Source organism: Lactobacillus kefiranofaciens (assembly GCF_014656585.1).
Taxonomy (GTDB): domain Bacteria; phylum Bacillota; class Bacilli; order Lactobacillales; family Lactobacillaceae; genus Lactobacillus; species Lactobacillus kefiranofaciens.
This window is the reverse complement of sequence record NZ_CP061341.1, coordinates 1,713,205-1,734,098: the sequence shown is the minus strand read 5'-3', so window position 1 is coordinate 1,734,098 and position 20,894 is coordinate 1,713,205. Positions and strand designations below refer to the sequence as shown.

The window sequence follows — 20,894 nt, the reverse complement described above, 5'->3', positions numbered from 1 at the left end:
AATAGGCAGAAAAAAAGGGCGCATTGCGTCCTTTTAGTTTAAACTGCTTTTTCATTACTCCAAACTTTAGAGATTAAATATAAAATGATGAAAGTAACAATTGCAGCGATCATTGGAATTCGATAACTAGGCAAGATCAAAAGCAAAACAATCATTAAAATAAAGAATAACAAGATTAGGTAATCAAGATAAGGATAGCCAGGCATCTTGAAATCATTTAATTCGTTCTCAGGTGTTCGCTTTCTGTATGCCATGTGCGTTAAAATCATTAGACACCAGATTATCAAGAACATACTGGTAGATGTTGAAGAAATAAAGTTAAAGGCTTGATCGCCAATGATTAGTGTAATAGCCGGTGCACAGGCCATTAGTAGAGCTGAAAGCATCAAAGCGTTTTGTGGTAATTGGCGTCTGGACAAATGACCAAAAATTTGATTCCATTTTTCTTTGCCGTCATAAGTAACAGAGAAGAGTAAACGCCCAGCGCTGTATAAGAAGCTATTAGTTGAAGAAACAGCTGCTGAAATTACTACGAAGTTGATAATTGAACTAGCATTTCTAATTCCAGTGGCGCCAAGTGCTTGGACAAATGGACTAGAATTGGTAGATACTTTTGACCAAGGAATAACTAATAAAATTCCTAAAATTGCCATTACATAAAATAGAATAATTCTCACTGGCAATTGGTTGATAGCTCTTTTTAAAGTGACTCTAGGATTTTGTGCTTCCGCAGCGGTCAAACCAATCAATTCAACTCCAATGAAGCTGAAGATTACCATCTGGAAGCCTTGAAAGAAACCTTTAGTTCCTCGAGCAAAGAAGCCACCGTGATCGTTCAAATTAGCCAAAACAACTGGACCGAAGCTAGTTTTTCCTCCAGTGATCAGTAGGTAAATGATTAATAAAACAAAAGCTACAATCGTAATAATTTTAATAATAGCGAAACTAAATTCTAAATTACCGAATACTCGAGCTGAGATCAGATTAATGATCAATAAAAAGATAATCGTGATAATTCCAGGTATCCATGGCTTCAGAGTAGGGAACCAATATTTGAAGTAGATCCCTAGAGCGGTCGTTTCCGCCATTCCCAAAGTGATCCAACTAATCCAATAAAGATAACCTGTAATAAAGCCAATATTTTTGCCTAGATATTGTTCAATAAAATCAATGTAGGTGTGCTTATTCAGATCAGACATGATTAGCTCTCCGAGTGCTCGCATGAGCATGAAGAGGAAGATGCCGACAATAATATAAATTAGAATAACACTTGGGCCGGCTCGGTGAATGCTATCACCCACACCTAAGAAAAGGCCGGTTCCAATCGTTCCACCTAAGGCAATTAATTGGATATGAGTATTGCTTAGGGTTCTTTTGTAACCGGAATTAGTTTGCGATTTTTTCTCATTCATTTAAGTCCTCCATGTTTTCAATTTTAATATATACTTAATATTATATCATGCTAGATATTATATCATGCTAGTCAATTTGTATCAGTAATAGTTAATAAATTTAAAAAATATGTAGAAAATAACGATTTAAATAAGTTTGTTAATTCACAAACAAATAATATAGCAAGCGTTTTCACTACTATTAGAATAAAATTATCAAGGCTATCAACTTCTTTCTCAGTAGTCATTTTCAAAAAATTAAGCATTTACATTTAGATTTAGTGTGCTATAGTTGACATTGTAAATTAGTTCACAAGAATTAGTAGATCTTAGAGGTAATAATACAATGGCTAAGACACAACAAAAAGAGACTCTCACAGAGGAAGAAAAGAAAAAGCAAATTTACGACATGGTTGATAACTTGGTTAAGAAGTCACATGTTGCATTAGACGAAATGGCTAACTTCACTCAAGAACAGGTTGATAAGATCTGTGAAGCAGTTGCTACTGCGGGTGAACAAAATGCTTATCCATTAGCTAAGATGGCTGTTGAAGAAACTAAGCGTGGCGTGGTAGAAGATAAGACTACCAAGAATATGTACGCTAGTGAAAATATTTGGAACAGTCTTCGTCATGAAAAGACTGTCGGCATCATTGAAGAAGATAAAGAATTAGGCTTGACTAAGATTGCTGAGCCTAAGGGTGTAATTGCTGGTGTAACTCCTGTAACTAACCCAACTTCAACGGTTATCTTTAAGGCTATGCTTGCTTTGAAGACTAGAAATACTATCATCTTCGGCTTCCACCCACAAGCTCAAAAGTGTTGTGTAGAAACTGGTAAGATTATTCGGGATGCTGCAGTAGCAGCAGGTGCTCCAAAGGATGCTGTTCAATGGATTGAAGAACCAAGTTTGGATGCTACTACTGATTTGATGAATAACCCAGGTGTTCAAACTATTTTGGCTACTGGTGGCCCAGGTATGGTAAAGGCGGCTTACTCATCTGGTAAACCTGCGATTGGTGTTGGCCCTGGTAATGGTCCTTCATATATTGAAAAATCTGCTAACATTGACCGTGCTGTTTACGACATTGTTTTGTCTAAAAACTTTGATAACGGAATGGTTTGTGCTTCTGAAAACTCAGTTGTCGTTGATGATGAAATTTATGATCGTATTAAGGACGAATTTAAGAAGTGGAATTGCTACTTCTTGAATAAAGAAGAAATCAAGAAGTTTGAGGAACACTTCATTGATCCAAGACGTGGTACTGTTGCAGGTCCTGTAGCTGGTAAGTCTGCTTATGATATTGCTAAGCTCTGCGGCGTTGATGTGCCAAAGAATACTAAGGTAATCGTTGCAGAATACAAGGGTGTTGGTAGAAAATTCCCACTTTCAGCTGAAAAGTTGTCACCTGTCTTTACTTTATATCGTGCTAAGAATCATGATGATGCCTTCAGAATTTGTACCGAATTGCTTGATTACGGTGGTCGTGGTCATACCGCAGGTCTTCACTCAAGTAATCAAAAGGTAATCGATGAATTTGCGATGAAGATGGATGCTTGCCGTATCTTGGTTAACTCACCAGCTGCTCTTGGTGGTATTGGCGACTTATACAACAATATGTTGCCATCACTTACTTTGGGTACTGGTTCATACGGTGCTAACACCTTCTCACACAACATTGGTGCTAAAGACTTGCTTAACATTAAAACTGTGGCAATGCGCCGTGACAACATGCAATGGGTAAAGGTCCCATCCAAGACCTACTTTGAACATAACGCAGCTAACTATTTACGTCACATGCCAAACGTTAACCGCTTCTTCATTGTCACTGATGAAGGTGTAGCTGATAAAGGCTTTGCTGATGAGATTACTGACATTATTTCTAAGCGTCGTGGTCAAAAGGAATATGAAGTCTTTAAGGCTGTAACTCTTGATCCTAATACTGATGTAATTAAAGATGGTGTTCACAGAATGAACATCTTTAAGCCAGATGTAGTGATTGCTATCGGTGGTGGTTCAGTAATGGATGCTGCTAAGGCAATGCGCTTATTCTACGAAAATCCAGAAATGAGTTTTGAGGAAGCTTACCAAAAATTTCTTGACATTAGAAAAAGAGTAGTTCGCTTCCCAAAGATTAATGGTGTTCAACTTGTATGTATTCCAACTACTTCAGGTACTGGTTCAGAAGTATCACCAATTGCAATTATTAGTGATGCTAAGACAGGCATTAAGCATACCTTATGTGACTACGCTTTGACTCCAGATGTTTCAATTGTTGATGATCAATTCGTTCAAACTTTACCTAAACGTTTGATTGCCTGGTCTGGCTTTGAAGCTTTGGGTCACGCAATTGAAAGTTATGTTTCAACGATGGCTACCGACTTCACTCGTGGTTGGTCACTTGAAGCGATCAAAGCAATCTTTGCTAACTTGAAGGATTCTTACGCTGGCAATCTTGATGCCAGAAAGAGAATGCATGATGCAGCTACAATCGCCGGAATGGCTTACTCAAATGCATTCCTTGGTTTGGAACACTCAATTGCCCACACTGTTGGCTCAACCTTTGATATTCCAAGTGGTATAAGCGATGCGATTGCTTTGCCACAAGTTATTCGCTTTAACGCTAAGCGTCCAGAAAAATTGGCTATGTGGCCTCACTACTCAGTTTATCGTGCTGAAAGTGACTATGCTGACATTGCCAGAGCCATTGGTTTAACTGGTTCAAGTGATGCTGAATTAGTTGAAAAGTTAGTTCAAAAGATCATTGACTTAGCAGAATCAGTTGATATTAAGATGGCTTTCAAAGACTATGGCGTTGATCAAACTGAATTCGATAATAAAGTTGACAAGTTAGCAGTTGAAGCTTACGGTGATCAAAACACTGTTACTAACCCAACAGCTCCACTGATTAGTCAAATTGTTCAATTAATGAAAGACTGCTATGCAGGCAAAAACATTCCAGCTAATAAGTAAGCAATAGTAAAATAAAAGTAGCGATCAGCCAAGAAACTGATCGCTATTTTTGTTCCTTTAAAAAATTATACCAATTTCGATAATTTGTACTTGACCACTTTAGCAAAAAAGAATATTATTGCTACTGTAACAATGAATTCAAACTAGTCCACTAATCAAATATTGAACTAGACCAAAGGGGAAAATTATATGTGCGGAATTGTCGGAGTTGTAGGTAAACCTGCAAAAGATATTATTTTAAGCGGATTAACTAATTTGGAATACCGTGGTTATGATTCAGCTGGTATTTATTTAAATGACTTGAATGGTCATGAATACTTGACTAAGGCTGTTGGTCGTATTTCTAACTTGAAAGAAAAGTTGACCCCAGATGAAGAAGGTTTAGTAGGTATTGGTCATACTCGTTGGGCCACTCACGGCAAGCCAACTGTTGACAATGCTCACCCTCACTTTGATGAAACCAAACGTTTTTACTTAGTTCATAATGGTGTGATTGAAAATTACGCTGAATTAAAGGAAAAGTACTTACAAGGTGTTAAGTTCCATTCAGACACTGATACTGAAGTTGTGGTTCAATTAATTGGCAAGATTGCTCGGGGCAAGAACTTAGATGGCTTCTCAGCATTCAAGGAAGCATTGAAGTTGGTTAAGGGTTCATATGCCTTCTTATTGGTTGATAACACTGAACCAGATCACGTCTTCATCGCTAAGAATAAGTCGCCAATGATGCTCGGTATTGGCGATGGCTTTAACATCATTGCTTCAGATGCAATCTCAGTTTTGGATCAAACTAAGACATTCGTTGACTTGCAAGACGGTGATGTTGGTGACATTACTAAGAATTCTTACGTTATTGAAACTATTGACGGTAAGAAAGTTGATCGTGAACCACATGTTTTGAACATTGATCCAAATGCAGCTTCTAAGGGTACTTATGAATTTTACATGCTTAAGGAAATTGATGAGCAACCTGGCGTCATGCGTCATATTTCTCAAGATTACTTGGATGACAATAATAGTACTAAGGTAGATCCAAAAATCGCTGCTGCTGTTGCTGAAAGCGACCGGATTTATATTTTAGCTGCTGGTACTAGTTATCATGCCGGCTTAGTAGGTAAGCACTTATTTGAAAAGTATGCTGATATTCCGGTTGAAGTTGGTTTGGCTTCTGAATTCGGCTACCACTTCCCTAAATTATCTAAGAAGCCATTCTTTATTTTCTTAACTCAATCAGGTGAAACCGCAGATTCTAGAGTTGTTTTGAAACAAGTTAATGAACGTCACTTGCCAAGTTTAACAATGACTAACGTTGAAGGTTCAACTTTATCAAGAGAAGCCACTTACACTATGCTTTTGAAGGCTGGTCCTGAAATTGCAGTTGCCTCAACTAAGGCTTATACTGCTCAAATTGCCGTTCAAGCAGTTTTGGCTAAGGCAGTTGGTGAAAAGAAGAATATTCAAATTGCTAAGGACTTTGATTTGAAGCACCAATTAGCTTTGGCAGCCGTAGGGATGCAACAATTAGTTGACGGTAAAGAAAAGATTGATGAATTAGCTAAGAAATATTTGGCTAATACACGCAATGCATTCTACATCGGCCGCGGGATCGATTATGCTGTTGCTCTCGAAGGAGCATTGAAGTTGAAGGAAGTTTCCTATATTCAAACCGAAGGATTTGCTGCAGCTGAGTTAAAGCACGGAACGATTGCCTTGATTGAAAAGGGTACACCAGTCATTGCCTTAATCAATGACCCTGCTACAGCTGACTTAACTCGTGGTAATATTCGTGAAGTAGAATCTCGTGGTGCCAACGTGATGGTCTTTGCAGCTAAAGAATTTGCTCAAGTGGGCGATGATGTTGTTTTACCAGAAATTGATTACTACTTATCACCATTATTGACTATTGTGCCAGCACAATTATTGGCTTACTATGCATCTAAGAATAAGGGTTTAGACGTTGATAAGCCACGTAACTTGGCTAAGAGTGTTACTGTTGAATAATTAAAATGTGAATCTAGAGATAGCGATGGTAAATGTGCCACCGCTATTTTTATAAAAAATTTAATTTCTTACGAAAAAATCATCTTTTTTTGCGTAATAAATAATAGAGAGAAAAATCTCTGTGTTTATTGAGGAGTGGAAAAGAGATGAATAAAGTAAGATTGTATCATGGAAGTAATGTTCCCGTGTATGTACCAGAGATTCGTGTTACATATCCGCACGATTTTGGTAATGCTTTTTATGTAACTTCTGATTTTAGACAAGCAAAAAAATGGGCATTACATAAGGCAAAGTATTCAGGTAAAGCGTACGTTAGTTGTTATACTATGGATAAAGAGGTTTTGAGATATATACGAACATTGTATTTTAATCAACCAAGTAAAAAATGGCTAGATTTAGTTGTAAAATGTAGACAGAACAAGTATCAACCTAATGGCGATTTGATTATAGGACCTGTGATGGATAGTAGAAAATCTTGGATTAGTTTAAGACTTTATAGTCAGCATAAATTAACATATGAAGAGACACTAGATAGGCTTAACACTCATGTGTTAAGTGATCAATGGGCATTTACTGGAATTCGTGCATTAAGTTTTCTAAACTTTTGTGAGGTGATAGAGGTATGAAATTTACTGATGAGGAGCTAGATAAGTGTTTTGTAAGAGAAATCGCGGAAATTATTGAACGTGAAGTCGCTAAGGAAAAGAAAATACCGTTAGTAAAAGCTAAAGAAGATTTTGAATCTTCAAAAACTTATTCATATTTATGTTCAGATGATCCATTTGTTGAAGAAGGACCTGAGTATTTCTTGGATCTATACCATAATGAACTGAAATACGGTAAATTGATTTCTTCTGCCACTTTGTACTTCCAGCAAAAGTATCCAGAGGAATATCGAGAAGCTGGAATAAAATAATGGTTTTTAAGAAAGTCTAAGTAATCGATTAGAATGCTCCAAAGGTAACTTTGCTTTTGGAGTATTCTTTTTTAGCTTATTGTTAAAAAATGAACAAAATAAGCTTAAATTTGGAAATATTTAAAGCAGTAATCTAAAAATAGAATGGAGAAACTATTTTAATAGAAGGCTTAAAGAGCTATACTAGTAAATAAAAATTCACTTGTGAAAAATATAACTAAAGTAATCGGGGGATTTTAGTTTATGAAAAAAGTTTTGGCAGTAAATTCAGGGAGTTCGTCATATAAATTCAAGTTGTTTTCACTTCCAGATGAAAAGGTGATCGCCAAGGGGATGGGGGATCGCATAGGACTCGATGGTCCTACCTTTTCTATCACTTTAGCAGATGGCAGTAAGCATCTAAAAAAGGTTGCAATTCCGGATCAAGAAACTGCAGTAAGTATTTTGATTGCTGATTTGAAAAAATACCATGCAGTGGAGAGCTTAGATGAAATTGTTGGTGTAGGCCACCGTGTAGTTAACGGAGGAGAATACTTTAAAGACTCAACTGTAATTGATCAAGAAAAATTACAAAAGATTCGTGATTTGTCAGACTTTGCACCATTGCATAATCCGGCAGAAGCACGGGGCATCGAAGCATTTATGAATGTTTTGCCTGATGTGCCTCAAGTTGCCGTGTTTGATACTTCATTTCACGAAACACTAGATCCAGTTCATTATTTGTATTCTATCCCTTATGAATATTATGAAAAATATCGTGCAAGAAAATATGGTGCGCATGGTACCTCGGTTCATTATGTAACTTTGGAAGCAGCCAAAATGCTACACAAAGATCCTAGTGAATTGAAGATGATTATTTGCCATTTAGGCTCAGGCTCTTCTATTACCGCGGTAAAGAATGGTAAGTCGTTTGATACTTCAATGGGTTTTAGTCCTTTGTCAGGTATCACAATGGGGACGCGTTCAGGCGATATTGACCCATCCTTATTGCAGCACTTGATGCATAAGACAGGGATGTCAATTGATGAAATGATTGATGTGTTAAATAAAAAATCTGGTTTACTTGGTATTTCTGGCATTTCTTCTGATATGCGGGATCTGAAATATAATAAAGCTCCCCGTGCAGTTTTAGCACGGCAGATCTTTTTAAACCGGATCGTCCGTTATATTGGTTCATTTATTGCAGAGATGGGCGGAACCGACGTCATTGTGTTGACTGCGGGTGTAGGTGAAGCCGATGTAGGGATGCGTAAAGCAATTATGGATGCCTTTAAATATATGGGCGTTAAGCCAGACTATGAAGCTAATGAACATAATGGACAGCATGTAATTACTAAGCCAGATTCGACAATGAAATTCTTGGTTGTACCAACTAATGAAGAATTGATGATTGCGCGTGAGGTCGTTCGTTTGACGAAATGCTCAGCTTTAGCTAAAGAAAATTAGAATATTAATAAAATAAGCGCTTTCTGTTAACAGATACCTCTAATAGAACTACAATATACTTGTTATCAGAAAGGAAGCTTTTATTATGGCAGATGCAAAAGAAATTGAACAAACAGCTATGATTGATCGTGAAATGGATCAAGTTTTTGATTGGGCAAAGGGTAACTCAATGCCTATTCGTGACGCTATTTGGGATCACGAAATGGAAGCTAATAACCACGACACGATGAAGACCGAAGCTGCAGTTGAATGGATCCTTAAGGCCGATGATGACAAGATTAAGGATTACTGCGAAAAGAACTTAAAGAAGTAACTAAAATATTCTATAAAAACTTTACAATTTCGTCTGCACATAAGGCTGGTCAGATCTGTGATGGATCTGACCAGTTTTTCGTTTCACTTGACTTTAATTAATAAATATTTAATAATTGTTTCAATTACAAAGGTTGGGTGACGATTATGCTGATGGAACATTCTGCCGGAGCAGTTATTTATAGACGAAGCATGAATGGTGAACTAGAATATTTGATTGTACAAAGCGTGGTTAATCACAATTGGGGCTTTCCTAAGGGACATCTTGAAGGCAATGAAGATGCAAAAGAAGCGGCTAAGCGTGAAGTATTTGAAGAAGTTGGCCTAAAACCTGAATTTGATTTTGACTTTGTGCGCAAGACGCACTACGCGTTAACAAAAACCAGGTCAAAAACCGTAACTTTTTATTTAGCAAAATATGTACCTGGTCAAAAAGTGGTTACTCAAAAAGAAGAAATTTTAGATAAAAAATGGGTAACTTTTGCTGAAGCTAAAAAATATCTGACCGTGCATGGCAAGATGGGTGTCTTGACTGCTGCACGTGACTATATTGAAGACTAAAAAAGACGGGAGTTTAATCAACTCTCGTCTTTTAGTCATTAAGAAATTTTATTTTGTTTTTCTCAATTAGCTCAATTCCTTGATAATAGCTTCCAAGGTCTTCTTAGCTTCATCTTGGATTGGTGTTTCTGGGTGTTCTTCATCGTACTTGTTGAGCCAGTTCAAACGATCTTGCATTCTCTTAGCCAAAGTCTTTTGATATTCTGGGTCTTCAAGGTGAACTTCGTAACCATCAATTGGTAAGTATGATACGCCCTTGAAGTTACCGAATGGCTTGAAGTCGCTGTCCTTGATGTTGCCGTTAGCCAAGTCTTCGATTAACTTCTTAGTAACTTCTTTAGGAATATCCTTGCCCATGAAGGCGTCAGTATTCAAGCTGTAGCAACTTGCTCCACGCTTGGTGAACAATTCCTTAAAGTCGGTGTAGTCACCAGATACTGGGTAAGCACGGAATGGGTCTGCGAATGGTTCGATAACCAAAGTATTCATATCGAAGCCCTTTGGTAAGTTTTCAGCAGAGGTTCTCTTGGTTGCTAAAGTACAGCCCATAGTAGTTGCTAAGACTGGGTCATCAATCTTAATGATTGGAGGTAATGAACCATCTTTCATGATCCAGAACAAAGCAGTGATTGGTGACTTTTCAAAGTCTACCCGGTGAGGGCTAGTGTAACGGGTCTTGATGACACGACCGTTGTTGTTACGTAAGTCTTCAGTAACGATAACTTTCTTGCCATCTTTATCTAAGGTTACGTCACAGTTCATAATAGTGGTGTAGTACTTAGTCTCGTGGTGGCCTGCTGGGTAGTCGTGAGTCTTGTCGAAGTATGAAGGCTCAAGAGCAACAGAAGAACCATCTTCACGTGAAATGATGAAGGCATCATCGTGCAAAACAGTGATATCATATTTGCCATCGTACATTTCGTGAGTCAAAGTTGACTTACCTGAACCTGACAAACCATAGAATGCGAATGTCTTATCGTCCTTGTCATCAAAGTGGAATGACTTTTCACCACCGTGACATGCGGTGTAGCCGTGACGGTGAGCAATAGCCCAAGCAAGAGTTAAAGTACCCTTCTTAAGTTCACCGAAGTAACGAAGGTTGAAGACAGCGGCACAGTTATGTGGAGCGTCAAATACGCCTAAGCCCTTTGGATAGTCATCGTCTTGAACATTTGGATCGAAGTAGAAGTAAATGTCAGGTTCGTCATAGAATTTAGACTTCTTGTACATTGCTTCAGCTTCTTCATCAAAGAAGTGGAAGTTCAGGATGTATGAAAGAAGGTTGAAGGCTTGATCTTCAGGCATCATAATGTGAGCCTTAATTGTAAATGATGGGTCAAGACCTACTAAAACAGTAGCCTTTAAATACTTTTGGTTGTGGCCCTTATAAATATCTTCACGTAAATTGCCGTCTAAGGCTTCTGGATCTTCATTAGGATTGTCAACAAAGTGACGAGCACTAGCAGTTCTACCTAAAATCTTACCGTGGTTGTAAACTAATTGGGTTGCACCTTGTGGTAAGCCTAAGTCCTTGGTGTGAAGGATTGGTAAGCCAGTAACAATCACACCTGATTGTTTCTTGGCTAAATTGTAGGCTTCAGCAACACTAGTTACTTCGTGTACATTATTGCCGTAAAATGCACTCTCAATAGTAGCACGAGTGCGGCTAAACATTGGGTTGTCTTTTCTAAGTTCATCATCTGAATAACGTTCTTTTGTACTCATATAAGATTTTGTCCTCTCTAGGAAGCTATTGATTAAAACGCTTTCATAACTTTACAGTAACTATAGTACCATACTTCTTTGTGCATGACCACACAAATATAAAAATATAAGCTTTATAGAATGAAAAAATATACATTTTGAGCTGTATACAGCGATTTAGCAAGTTAAGCGGAATATGATATAATTTGAACATACGTACGAAATAAAGGATAAAAAATGGACTCTAATCAATTATTTAAATACGTTTATGCTAAATATGGTTTGAAGTTTAAACCAATTGTCGCAAATAACACGGATACTTATATTTTAACATCACCTGTTACAAATAAATATTTCGCTATGCTTTCAAGAATCAAAAATAGAAATAATAACAGTATGGCTGTCTTGAATTTAAAATGTGGCGATTTTGCCAGTACGATCCGCGATTTACCTGGCTTTATGGAGCCTGTTCGAATTAAAAGTGCTGGTTGGGTAGGAGCTGCGTTGACCAATAATCATTATGATGAAGCAATCAAAAAAGCGCTGGATTTTGCTTTTAAATTGGCAATGAATGACCAAAAAGTTAACGTTGCTCAAGACCAATATTTTTATATCCCACCGGAAAAAGAGGAGCAAAAATATCAGACACAACCGATTAAACCGCGAGATAAGAAAATTATTCACAAAGAAAAAAGCTTAGTTCCCGATAAAATTAGGCAAATGATTAAGCTGTATGATTACAGTATTTTGCCTATTCGTGGTCGAGCTAAGAACTTTTTTATTCAAGGCAGATTTATGGCTGATTATGAAGACCATTATGATAAGTTCTTTGCTTTTAAGCGCTTCTTTCCTAGTTATCACGATATGTCGGTGGGGCAATTAAGAAGTTACTTTACTTGGCGGACTAAATGGCGCAGGGGCGACTACCATCGAACGAGTACTTCCTATGCTTATGTCTATGTTTATGAACTGCTTAATAACATTGGAGTAAATAGTCCGGAAGAAGGTTATCAGCGTTTAGTTGAATTTGAACAAAATTATATTGAAAAATTTGATTCAGGGATGCAGCCGTATCTTGCTGATTGGTTAAAAGATTATGTGCTTTACTATGATTTAGGTAAAGAAAAGATCAAGACCTATTTTCAAAATGAACTTGAGCAAGATCGTGATAATGAAATTTTGCATTCGCCACAAAAGTATTCGGCAACTGAATTAGCTGAGGTTTTTGCTAAAAAGACTTCTTACTGGAAGGCTTCTAAAGTAATTCAAACACATTCCGAATTGTTTGCGGCGGTTTTGAAATGTGCTTGGTTGGAATTATTAAATGCTAAAAAATATCAGTTAGCATATTATAGTACCTTTGTTGCTCGGCCGAAGGTGATCGAACAGTCGGTTTTTAAGAGTGCTGTTTTTTACCCTAAAAGCAAGACTCCAATCACGATTCAAATTGATGCGATTAGAAAGTATCATTATCAAAAAGGCCGGTGGTTTATCCATTTGGAAGAACCAGTTAAAAGGCAAAAGACCAACTTAAATACTTTTTTACATGAATTAGATCGTTTAGTTCGAGAGAAATTTAAATTGGGTAGAGCTATTAAGCCACGAGTTATTGATCAAGCTGTTTTAAAGGCGATTGAGCAAGGCATTAGAGCATATCAAGAACAGGCAGAACAAGCTAAAATTGATCAAGTCAAAATTGATTTCGCTAATTTAAAACAAATTCGAGCGAATGCTTCAGTGACGCGGGATAGTTTGTTAACAGATGAAGAAAAAGAATTAGAGCAGCAAGAAGAGCAAAAGGCTGTGGAAAAACAAAATTCAGCGGAAGTTCTTACACAAAATGACTATGATTTATCCCCAGACGAAATGTTCCTGTTGATATCTTTGTTAAAAAAGCAGTCTTGGCAAACCTATGTTAAGCAGCATCATTTGATGACTTCGATCTTAGCTGATAGCATTAATGAAAAGTTATTTGACAAGATTGGTGATAGCGTAATCGAGTTCGATGAAAATGATCAGCCGCAGATTATTACTGATTATGTAGAAGATCTAAAAGAAATTTTTTTAAAAGGATGAGAAAAGATGCCAGAAAAAAGAAGAGTACCTAAAAGAATTGCCCAAACCGTCCTCAATTCATTAAAAGGCGGGGTAGTGCCGCGAATCGGTCTGCCCTATATCACGGTAGGTAGAAAAGAAGAGATTCAGGCGCTGCTTCATGATGTAGAAATTATTCAAGCAGGTGGAGCCAGTTTCCGGTTTATTGTTGGTCGGTATGGCTCTGGTAAGAGTTTTTTATTGCAGACGATTCGCAATTATGTCATGGATAAAAACTTTGTTGTAGTTGATGGCGATTTATCGCCGGAAAGACGGTTGCAAGGATCAAAAGGCCAAGGCTTAGCTACCTACCGCGAATTAATTCAGAACTTATCCACCAAAACGCGGCCAGAAGGTGGTGCTTTGACTTTGATTTTGGATCGGTGGATAAATTCTGTGCAAAACCAGGTAGTACAAAGCGGCGTTGACAGTAATAGTCCACAATTTGAAGCAGCAGTGGATAAAAAGATTTATGCCGTGATTTCTTCACTAAACGAACTAGTTCATGGTTTTGATTTTGCAAAATTGCTTAATATGTATTATCACGCTTATATGAGCGGCGATGACGAAACTAAGGCTAAAGTTCTTAAATGGTTTAGGGGCGAATATAGTCACAAAACCGAAGCTAAAAAAGACTTGGGCGTAGATATCATTATTTCGGATAGTGACTGGTATGAATATTTGAAGCTGTTTGCTAGTTTCTTTAGACAAGCCGGTTATGCTGGCTTAATGATCATGATTGATGAGCTGGTCAATATTTTTAAAATCCCGAATGCCATCAGTCGGCAATATAACTATGAAAAGATTTTGACTATGTATAATGATACTTTGCAAGGCAAGGCCAAGTACTTGGGCATCATCATGTGTGGTACGCCACAAGCAATTGAAGACCGACGGCGTGGTGTTTATTCATACGAAGCCTTGCGTAGTCGATTGGCAACAGGAAAATTTGCCCAAGCGGGAGCACGTGACATGTATGCACCGGTAATTAAATTGGAACCATTGACTGCTGAGGAGATGCTGGTTTTAACCGAAAAGCTGGCTGATATGCATGCCAATCTGTATGGTTATGAACGGACGATTACTGATGCAGATTTAGCTCAGTTTATCAAGATTGAGTATGCTCGTGTAGGTGCAGATACGAATATCACGCCGCGAGAGATTATTCGTGACTTTATCGAATTGCTTGATATTGTTTGGCAAAACCCTAAGACTAAGATTACAGATTTGCTTAATTCGGATAAGTTTAATTACACCAAGTCGGAAGCCGTTTCAGATAATAAAACAAAAGATTACACTGAATTTAAGATTTAAGGAAGAAAAAGATGGACGTTTTTTCACATTATGCGCCATTCATCCAAGATTATATTTATGAACATGGTTGGCAAACTCTGCGGCCTATTCAGGTAGCTGCTGCGGAAGAGATTTTTGAAACAGAAGATAATGTTTTGCTTTCTGCTTCAACTGCCTCAGGTAAAACTGAAGCCGCATTTTTTCCGATCTTGTCAGATATTTATAATGAACCGGAAGATTCGGTTAAAGTGCTGTATATTGCGCCACTGAAAGCACTGATTAATGACCAATATGATCGCTTAACTGATTTATGCACAGATGTGGATATTCCAGTTTGGCGTTGGCATGGAGATGTTGCTCAAACGCAGAAGCGAAAAATGCTTAAGCATCCCTCAGGGATTTTGCAAATTACACCCGAATCGCTTGAAAGCTTTATGATCAACAAACATATGGACATTCCGCACCTTTTTGGCGGTTTGAAGTATATTGTGGTCGATGAATTGCACTCTTTTTTAAGAAGTGATCGCGGTGGACAGACCTTTTGCTTGATTGAGCGTTTGTCTAAATTGGCTAATGTTAATCCGCGGTGCATTGGCCTGTCAGCAACTATTGGCAACTTGGAAGCAGCCAGCAAATTTTTAGGTGCCGGTTCTAACAGAAAAACAGTTGCACCTAAAGTGCAAAATCAGCCGCAAATCTGGCATCTTTCAATGGAGCACTTTTATAAAACTGATCCCCAAGCCAGTAGCAAAGACTTTGATCCTAGTCAAATTGAACCTAAGACTGACAAAGCACCAGAATTAGCGGATCCTGGCATCGGTTATATTTTTGAACATACGCGGGGTAGAAAATGTCTAGTTTTCATCAATAGTCGAGAAGAGTGTGAAGCGGTCTGCCAGGAACTTAGAGCTTATTGCGCCTACAATCATGAGCCTGATCGCTTTATGATTCACCATGGCAATTTGTCACCAGCTTTGCGTGAGACAGCAGAAGCTGCAATGAAGGATGAGGATGTCTACATGACAACCTGTGCGACGGCGACCCTAGAGCTGGGGATTGATATTGGACAACTAGAAGCAGCTTTTCAAATTGATGCCCCGTTTACTGTGTCTGGCTTTTTACAAAGAATGGGGCGGACAGGTCGACGTGGCAATCCGCCAGAGATGCATTTTGTTATGCGCGAGGAGCATCCCGAGTCCCGGGTAATGCTGCCGGAACTCATCCCATGGCCACTACTTCAGGGAATTGCTCTAGTGCAGCTGTATGCAGAAGAAAAATGGGTCGAGCCACCAGAACCTAATCGTTTACCTTATAGTTTGCTCTATCATCAGACGATGAGTATCCTAGCCTCTAGCGGCGAGATGACACCAGCAGAGCTGGCTTCCAGAGTGCTGACTTTGTCGTATTTCCGTAATGTGAGCCAGGAAGATTTTCGCGTTTTATTAAAATATTTGCTTAAAACTGACCACATTGAATGGACCGAAAATGGTGGTTTGATTGTTGGCTTAGCTGGTGAAAAAGTTGTGAATAACTTTAAGTTTTATGCTGTTTTTGCCGAAAATGAGGAATTCAGTGTTCATGCCGGTAGCGAAGAATTAGGTACGATCGTTAAGCCGCCACCAGTCGGTGATAAAATCGCTATTGCTGGCCGGGTCTGGGTGGTCGAAGATGTCGACCGTAAGCGTCACCAGGTTTATTGTCATGAAGTAAAGGGGAGAATTCCGGCCTTCTTTGGGGATGTACCTGGTGATATCCAGCCGAAGATTTTACAACGGATGAAAAAGGTTTTAACTGAAAAGACCATGTATCCATACTTGATGCAAAATGGGAAGGCGCGTTTAACCCAAGCGCGAGATACTGCTGCTTTAGCTAATGTACCCAAAAAGAATTTAATTAAATTAGGCAGCAACATGTGGTGTTTATTCCCATGGACGGGGACTTATGCCTTTTTAGCACTGGAGCGTTTTATCAAAATTAAATGTGGTAAGCAGCTCAATCTGCGTGGTTTTAATTCATCCAGACCATATTTCATGTATTTCGCCATGGATGGGGATGAACAAGATTTTTGGCGTATCTTAAAAGAAGAGGCAGAAAAGGAATTCGATCCGCTAGATTTGGTTTATTCCAAAGAGGTTCCGGGAATTGATAAGTATGATCAATATTTGCCTAAAGAATTGCTTAGAAAAGAGTTTGCTTATAGCGTTCTGGATATTAAAGAAATGAAGCGTTGCGTCAAAGAAATGGCAGATAATTTTTTGTTATAATAAATAAAAACGATAGAAAAGAGAATAATGATGTTAAAAATAAATCAAACTGCATCTAAAGATGCCCAAGCAAGAACTCTACTTAAAGAATTGATCAAAGTTCACCAAATTCATCAAGCTTACAACGTGCGTGACTTGACTGATGCGGATGAACAAATTTTGGAAAGAGCTTTTAACGCTACTCGTGAATTGATGCCCAGAATTTCTGCTAAGAAGATTAAGTTCGCCAACAAAGAATGGGATTCATTGTTCAACTTCTTGATGGCTGAACAAATTTCTTTTGCCCGCGTTTTGACTAATGGCGATGACAATTTGAATGAATATGTTCAAGCCAAGAACCAAGCTCAACAAGCTTATGCTTTAGCTGAAACGGCAATGACTAAGTTGGAAAATAAGCAGTAAAAAACTGTTATGCAATAGAAACGAAAACGATTGATCCAACAGAGATCAATCGTTTTTATTGTCAAAATTATTCTTATAAAAAGACTTTATTCGTTTGGTTTTTAAATCATTAATATCTACATCTCTTTGTTCAAGCGAGTGACTTAGATGATATTCAACTTCATTAGGACTAGGCAAGACTGCTACCATTCGATTTAAAGCTTGTTCTTCCTGTTCTTTTGTATGAGCACGATAGAATCTCATTAAGCCAAGCATGAATTCGGCATGATCAATGTCATCGAAAGGTAAAGTTAAATAATTTTCACTTTTCCAAGTATTGTAAGCCAAATTTGCGGCAATTAAAGCTGTCCGCTTATTGCCGTCTTGAAAAGGTTGCAATTTAGATAACTGTGCAAATACGCGCCAAGCATCCCTGATAGTCTGTTTAGATGAATTATATTCATTTACTATTGTATCTAAATCTTCAGGATAGACATTTTCAGGGGCAAAATATGCGCCTTCGGCAGTGCCACGAGAATTTGTAATAATGACGACAGCATCATCAGGATTGCTGCTAGCTTGTCTTAAATGCCCTGGTAAATTAGGATCTTCTTCTTTACTATGAATGAAGCTTTTGTTGATCGCAATAATTCCTTCTCTAGAAAAGCCGAATTTTTCTGCGGCAGCTATCCCATCTAAAGCATCTTGCAATATTTCACCGTCATGGTGTTGATGAGCTAATTTAGATAAATCGTGCAGGTCTAAAGCACGTTTGGTTTGTAAGACAGAACTGCCATAGTCATTCATACTGCCAAAAGAAACGATAAAGTTTGCGAGTCCTAAGTTTTTACTCATCTGATCACTTGCTTTCTAATCTCTTCAGATAATTAAATTTTACCATTTTTCGTTACATCCTCTTAATTTCAACATGATTAATCTCAGTAAATGGCACAGGGATGCCTGAAATAATAATTATCTCTTGTTCAGTATATCCTTCAACGAAGTCTTCAATGTCTGCGGGCAGGTTGCCATCTTGATCGCGTTCTTTTAATTGCAAGTTGACTAATTGATGTTTACAAAAAGCTGTGAGCAAAGTCTGACTAATGTCAATTTGCGACATTTCCGGTTTTTTGCATAAACCATTTTTCTCTGCATCGTACTCTGATTAATCTTAGCTGTGTGATCACTTAAAAAGAAACCGACCCATTTTTTCATCCCGCGATCTTGATAATTTCTAAAAAACTCTTCAATCCTTTGATCAAAAGGGCTTTTACTCATAAGCATTACCACCATTATGGCCGCCAACTAGCTTGCTACGCTGAATTGCGGTTGCACCCCTAGCTAAACTAGATGCTTTAACTAAAGCAGAAAAGCCATATTTTTTGCGGACCGCATCAATCACGTGGTCTAATTTGTAACGCTTAATTTGCAATTCGGGATCTTCCAAGATATTGAGCTGCAGGCTGCAATCAGGAATTAACCGCCCATAGCTAACGCCGATACAGCGAACCGCTTCGCCTTGCCAATTTTCTCTAAATAAAACAAGCAGTGTTTGCACTAAATCATGGCTAACATTAGTGGCCGTAATTGATCGTTGAACATTGAAGCCAGCCCTAGCATCAGCGCAGGTCAGTTCAGTTAGAGAAAAGCCAATGTATAAGCTAACTTTTGTCATTTGCAAGTTATGGGCCCTAATTCTAGCTGCAACTTGTTCACCGATCTCGCGAATGACGATTTCAATTTGACGCTGGTTATAATAATCGCGTTGTAAAACTTGCGAGTTGCCATAACTTTTAGCACGGGGATGATATTTTTTACGGATGATGCTGCGGTCGACGCCCCAGCTCTCGGCAAAAAGCTGTTCGCCAATAATACCAAACTCCTTTTTGAGCACAGCGGGATCGGTGTGAGCCAATTGATACATATTGTTAATGCCGATCCTGCGCAAATGATTAGCGGTTCTGGTATTGATACCCCAGACATCTTCTAGTTTGGGGATGCGCCAAATTGTATCAGGAACATCAAGATAGTGCCAAAAGGCGATCATCGATTTGTTGTGCTTGGCTTCAATATCCATTGCTAATTTGGCTAAAATTGGATTTTCACCAATGCCGCAGGTGGTGTATAAACCTAAAGTATCATGAATATCTTTTTGTATTTTGTGGGCAACATAGTAGAGATCATCACCGAAAAGCTTCCAGGAGTCAGTCATGTCGATCAATACATCTGAATATCTTCATCAGCGGCATATTTTCTAAAAATGTCTAAAACTTGCATACTGCGTTTGATATAAAGATTCATGTGCGGATCGACTAGCATCAAATCGGGTGCCTCTTTTTTTGAGGGTAAGTCGCGCGCTCGCATGACGTTGTGTAGGCCATATTTTTTCTTAGCTAGTGGAGATGCTGCCATAATTAAACCAGAGCCCCAATTGGCTCCTTGCTGGCGAGAAATTACCGCTAGACAAGCTTTCATCGGATTTAGTCCTAGCCGGAGGGCCTCACAGGAAGCAAAAAAACTCTTATTATCAATCATCAAGACAATGCGATGCGGTTCATATTTGAAATCATACATAATTATCAACCACCTTTTTTAGTTAGCCGAACAAATGAGCTATTAATGCCATTATAAAACATTTGTTTGCGCGAACAAGTGGGTGAGTAAAAATTATCAGTAATGCGAATTTTTTCTAATAAAAAAGCTTGATTCCATTTAATTTGGACTCAAGTTTTTGATGTTTTAGTTAATAAATATTCGTATTCTTAAAATAATCTGGATATTTGTTAACTAATGTATTTTTTTCATCAATTACTAGTTGTAAATGCTTAGTAACTATCGATTTAACTTCATCACTTTTACCTGCAAGTACCGTGTCTAAAAGTGTTTGGTGATCTTGAATCAAATTGTTCCAAGAAGCATTACCCAAATTCAAACTTAAGAAACGAAAACGGTCGAATTGAATGTTGATTTTTTTAACCAGTTCCAGACAATATCGTGACCAGTAATTTCATAAAAAAGCTGGTGAAAGAGATCATCGTACTTAAAGAATTGATGGAAGTCTTTTTCACTGCAGTATAATTTTTGCTGCTGAATAATGTCTTTTAACTGAGCTCTTTGTAATTCGGTTAGCGGATGCTGAGCAGCTTCTTGCATAATCTGTTGTTCAACACTGATTCTGACAAAGCGTGCATTGATAACACTAGCTAAATCAATTTGGGCAATATAAGTTCCCGATTGCGGAACTACGTAAATTAAATGTTCTTGTCTTAAGTGAAGAAGAGCCTCTCTTACTGGCGTTCTTCCAATTCCTAAATCTTGCTCTACTTGTTTTTCAGATATTTTTTCGCCAGGCTTTAATTCAGCTGTGATAATCTTTTTCAGCAAAATACTATAAGCCTGGGCTGTTAGATTATTTTGCATTATCTTTTACACCCTATTAAAAATTATGTTTTATTTAATTAAAACGTAATAACAGTAAAGATATGAAAAATTGGATTTGATAAAAATGATTTTGTAAAAAAATAATTGCCTTTTTTTGCGTAATAAATAGTAGAGGG

At 37.9% G+C, this 20,894-nt stretch carries 17 protein-coding genes and 1 pseudogene; 11 read left to right on the top strand and 7 right to left on the bottom strand.

Annotated elements, in window-relative coordinates:
* Positions 1-38: 38 nt before the first annotated feature.
* Positions 39-1,412 carry an amino acid permease gene (locus ICI50_RS08485; RefSeq protein WP_056940780.1) on the bottom strand — a complete coding sequence of 458 codons (1,374 nt, stop codon included), beginning with the start codon at positions 1,410-1,412 and terminating at the stop codon, positions 39-41.
* A 325-nt stretch (positions 1,413-1,737) separates the two neighbouring features.
* On the opposite strand from ICI50_RS08485, the gene adhE reads away from it, so the two are divergent.
* The 7 genes from adhE (at position 1,738) to ICI50_RS08450 (ending at position 9,601) form a co-directional block, all read left to right on the top strand.
* The gene (gene adhE, locus ICI50_RS08480) at positions 1,738-4,365 is read left to right on the top strand and encodes a bifunctional acetaldehyde-CoA/alcohol dehydrogenase (RefSeq protein ID WP_056940779.1); all 2,628 of its coding nucleotides are present in this window, start codon (positions 1,738-1,740) and stop codon (positions 4,363-4,365) included.
* Positions 4,366-4,554: 189 nt separating this feature from the next.
* Complete coding sequence (glmS, locus tag ICI50_RS08475; RefSeq protein ID WP_054640492.1) at positions 4,555-6,366, top strand: glutamine--fructose-6-phosphate transaminase (isomerizing); 1,812 nt, start codon at positions 4,555-4,557, stop codon at positions 6,364-6,366.
* 146 nt (positions 6,367-6,512) lie between these two features.
* Positions 6,513-6,992: a DUF3990 domain-containing protein gene (locus tag ICI50_RS08470; protein WP_056940778.1), complete on the top strand. Its 480-nt coding sequence runs from the start codon at positions 6,513-6,515 to the stop codon at positions 6,990-6,992.
* Positions 6,989-7,282 carry a hypothetical protein gene (locus ICI50_RS08465; RefSeq protein WP_013854665.1) on the top strand — a complete coding sequence of 98 codons (294 nt, stop codon included), beginning with the start codon at positions 6,989-6,991 and terminating at the stop codon, positions 7,280-7,282. Before ICI50_RS08470 ends, ICI50_RS08465 begins: the two co-directional genes overlap by 4 nt.
* A 243-nt stretch (positions 7,283-7,525) precedes the next feature.
* Positions 7,526-8,728, top strand: a complete 1,203-nt coding sequence (locus ICI50_RS08460; protein WP_056940777.1) for an acetate/propionate family kinase — start codon at positions 7,526-7,528, stop codon at positions 8,726-8,728.
* Between the two features lie 85 nt (positions 8,729-8,813).
* Positions 8,814-9,041 (top strand): P8 family protein, encoded by a 228-nt coding sequence (locus ICI50_RS08455; RefSeq protein ID WP_013854663.1) that lies wholly within the window; start codon positions 8,814-8,816, stop codon positions 9,039-9,041.
* Positions 9,042-9,187: 146 nt separating this feature from the next.
* Positions 9,188-9,601 (top strand): bis(5'-nucleosyl)-tetraphosphatase, encoded by a 414-nt coding sequence (locus ICI50_RS08450; protein WP_013854662.1) that lies wholly within the window; start codon positions 9,188-9,190, stop codon positions 9,599-9,601.
* A gap of 66 nt (positions 9,602-9,667) precedes the next feature.
* On the opposite strand, the gene ICI50_RS08445 is transcribed toward ICI50_RS08450, so the two are convergent.
* On the bottom strand, positions 9,668-11,326 hold the full coding sequence (locus ICI50_RS08445) for a phosphoenolpyruvate carboxykinase (ATP) (protein WP_188891516.1): 1,659 nt from the start codon (positions 11,324-11,326) through the stop codon (positions 9,668-9,670).
* 216 nt (positions 11,327-11,542) lie between these two features.
* Between ICI50_RS08445 and ICI50_RS08440 the strand changes: the two genes are divergently transcribed.
* From ICI50_RS08440 to ICI50_RS08425, 4 genes are read left to right on the top strand one after another with little or no spacing between them, the layout of a single operon-like run.
* A complete protein-coding gene (locus ICI50_RS08440; RefSeq protein ID WP_188891514.1) occupies positions 11,543-13,381 on the top strand; it encodes a TerB N- and C- terminal domain-containing protein in 1,839 nt (612 codons plus the stop codon).
* A 6-nt stretch (positions 13,382-13,387) separates the two neighbouring features.
* Positions 13,388-14,713: an ATP-binding protein gene (locus ICI50_RS08435; protein WP_013854659.1), complete on the top strand. Its 1,326-nt coding sequence runs from the start codon at positions 13,388-13,390 to the stop codon at positions 14,711-14,713.
* 11 nt (positions 14,714-14,724) lie between these two features.
* Complete coding sequence (locus tag ICI50_RS08430; protein WP_188891512.1) at positions 14,725-16,956, top strand: DEAD/DEAH box helicase; 2,232 nt, start codon at positions 14,725-14,727, stop codon at positions 16,954-16,956.
* A 27-nt stretch (positions 16,957-16,983) separates the two neighbouring features.
* Positions 16,984-17,358, top strand: coding sequence for a hypothetical protein (locus ICI50_RS08425; protein WP_054640490.1), 375 nt, complete (start codon positions 16,984-16,986; stop codon positions 17,356-17,358).
* A 45-nt stretch (positions 17,359-17,403) separates the two neighbouring features.
* Here the strand turns inward: ICI50_RS08425 and ICI50_RS08420 are convergent, their stop codons facing one another.
* From ICI50_RS08420 to ICI50_RS08400, 5 genes and pseudogenes are all read right to left on the bottom strand, one after another.
* Positions 17,404-18,192, bottom strand: coding sequence for a Fic family protein (locus tag ICI50_RS08420; RefSeq protein ID WP_013854656.1), 789 nt, complete (start codon positions 18,190-18,192; stop codon positions 17,404-17,406).
* Positions 18,193-18,244: 52 nt separating this feature from the next.
* Complete coding sequence (locus ICI50_RS11015) at positions 18,245-18,457, bottom strand: hypothetical protein (protein WP_341783211.1); 213 nt, start codon at positions 18,455-18,457, stop codon at positions 18,245-18,247.
* A gap of 150 nt (positions 18,458-18,607) precedes the next feature.
* Positions 18,608-19,911: pseudogene (locus ICI50_RS10970) on the bottom strand (Y-family DNA polymerase).
* Positions 19,912-20,080: 169 nt separating this feature from the next.
* Positions 20,081-20,263 carry a hypothetical protein gene (locus tag ICI50_RS08405; RefSeq protein WP_188891510.1) on the bottom strand — a complete coding sequence of 61 codons (183 nt, stop codon included), beginning with the start codon at positions 20,261-20,263 and terminating at the stop codon, positions 20,081-20,083.
* Positions 20,264-20,271: 8 nt separating this feature from the next.
* Positions 20,272-20,757, bottom strand: a complete 486-nt coding sequence (locus tag ICI50_RS08400; protein WP_188891509.1) for a GntR family transcriptional regulator — start codon at positions 20,755-20,757, stop codon at positions 20,272-20,274.
* Positions 20,758-20,894: the final 137 nt, after the last annotated feature.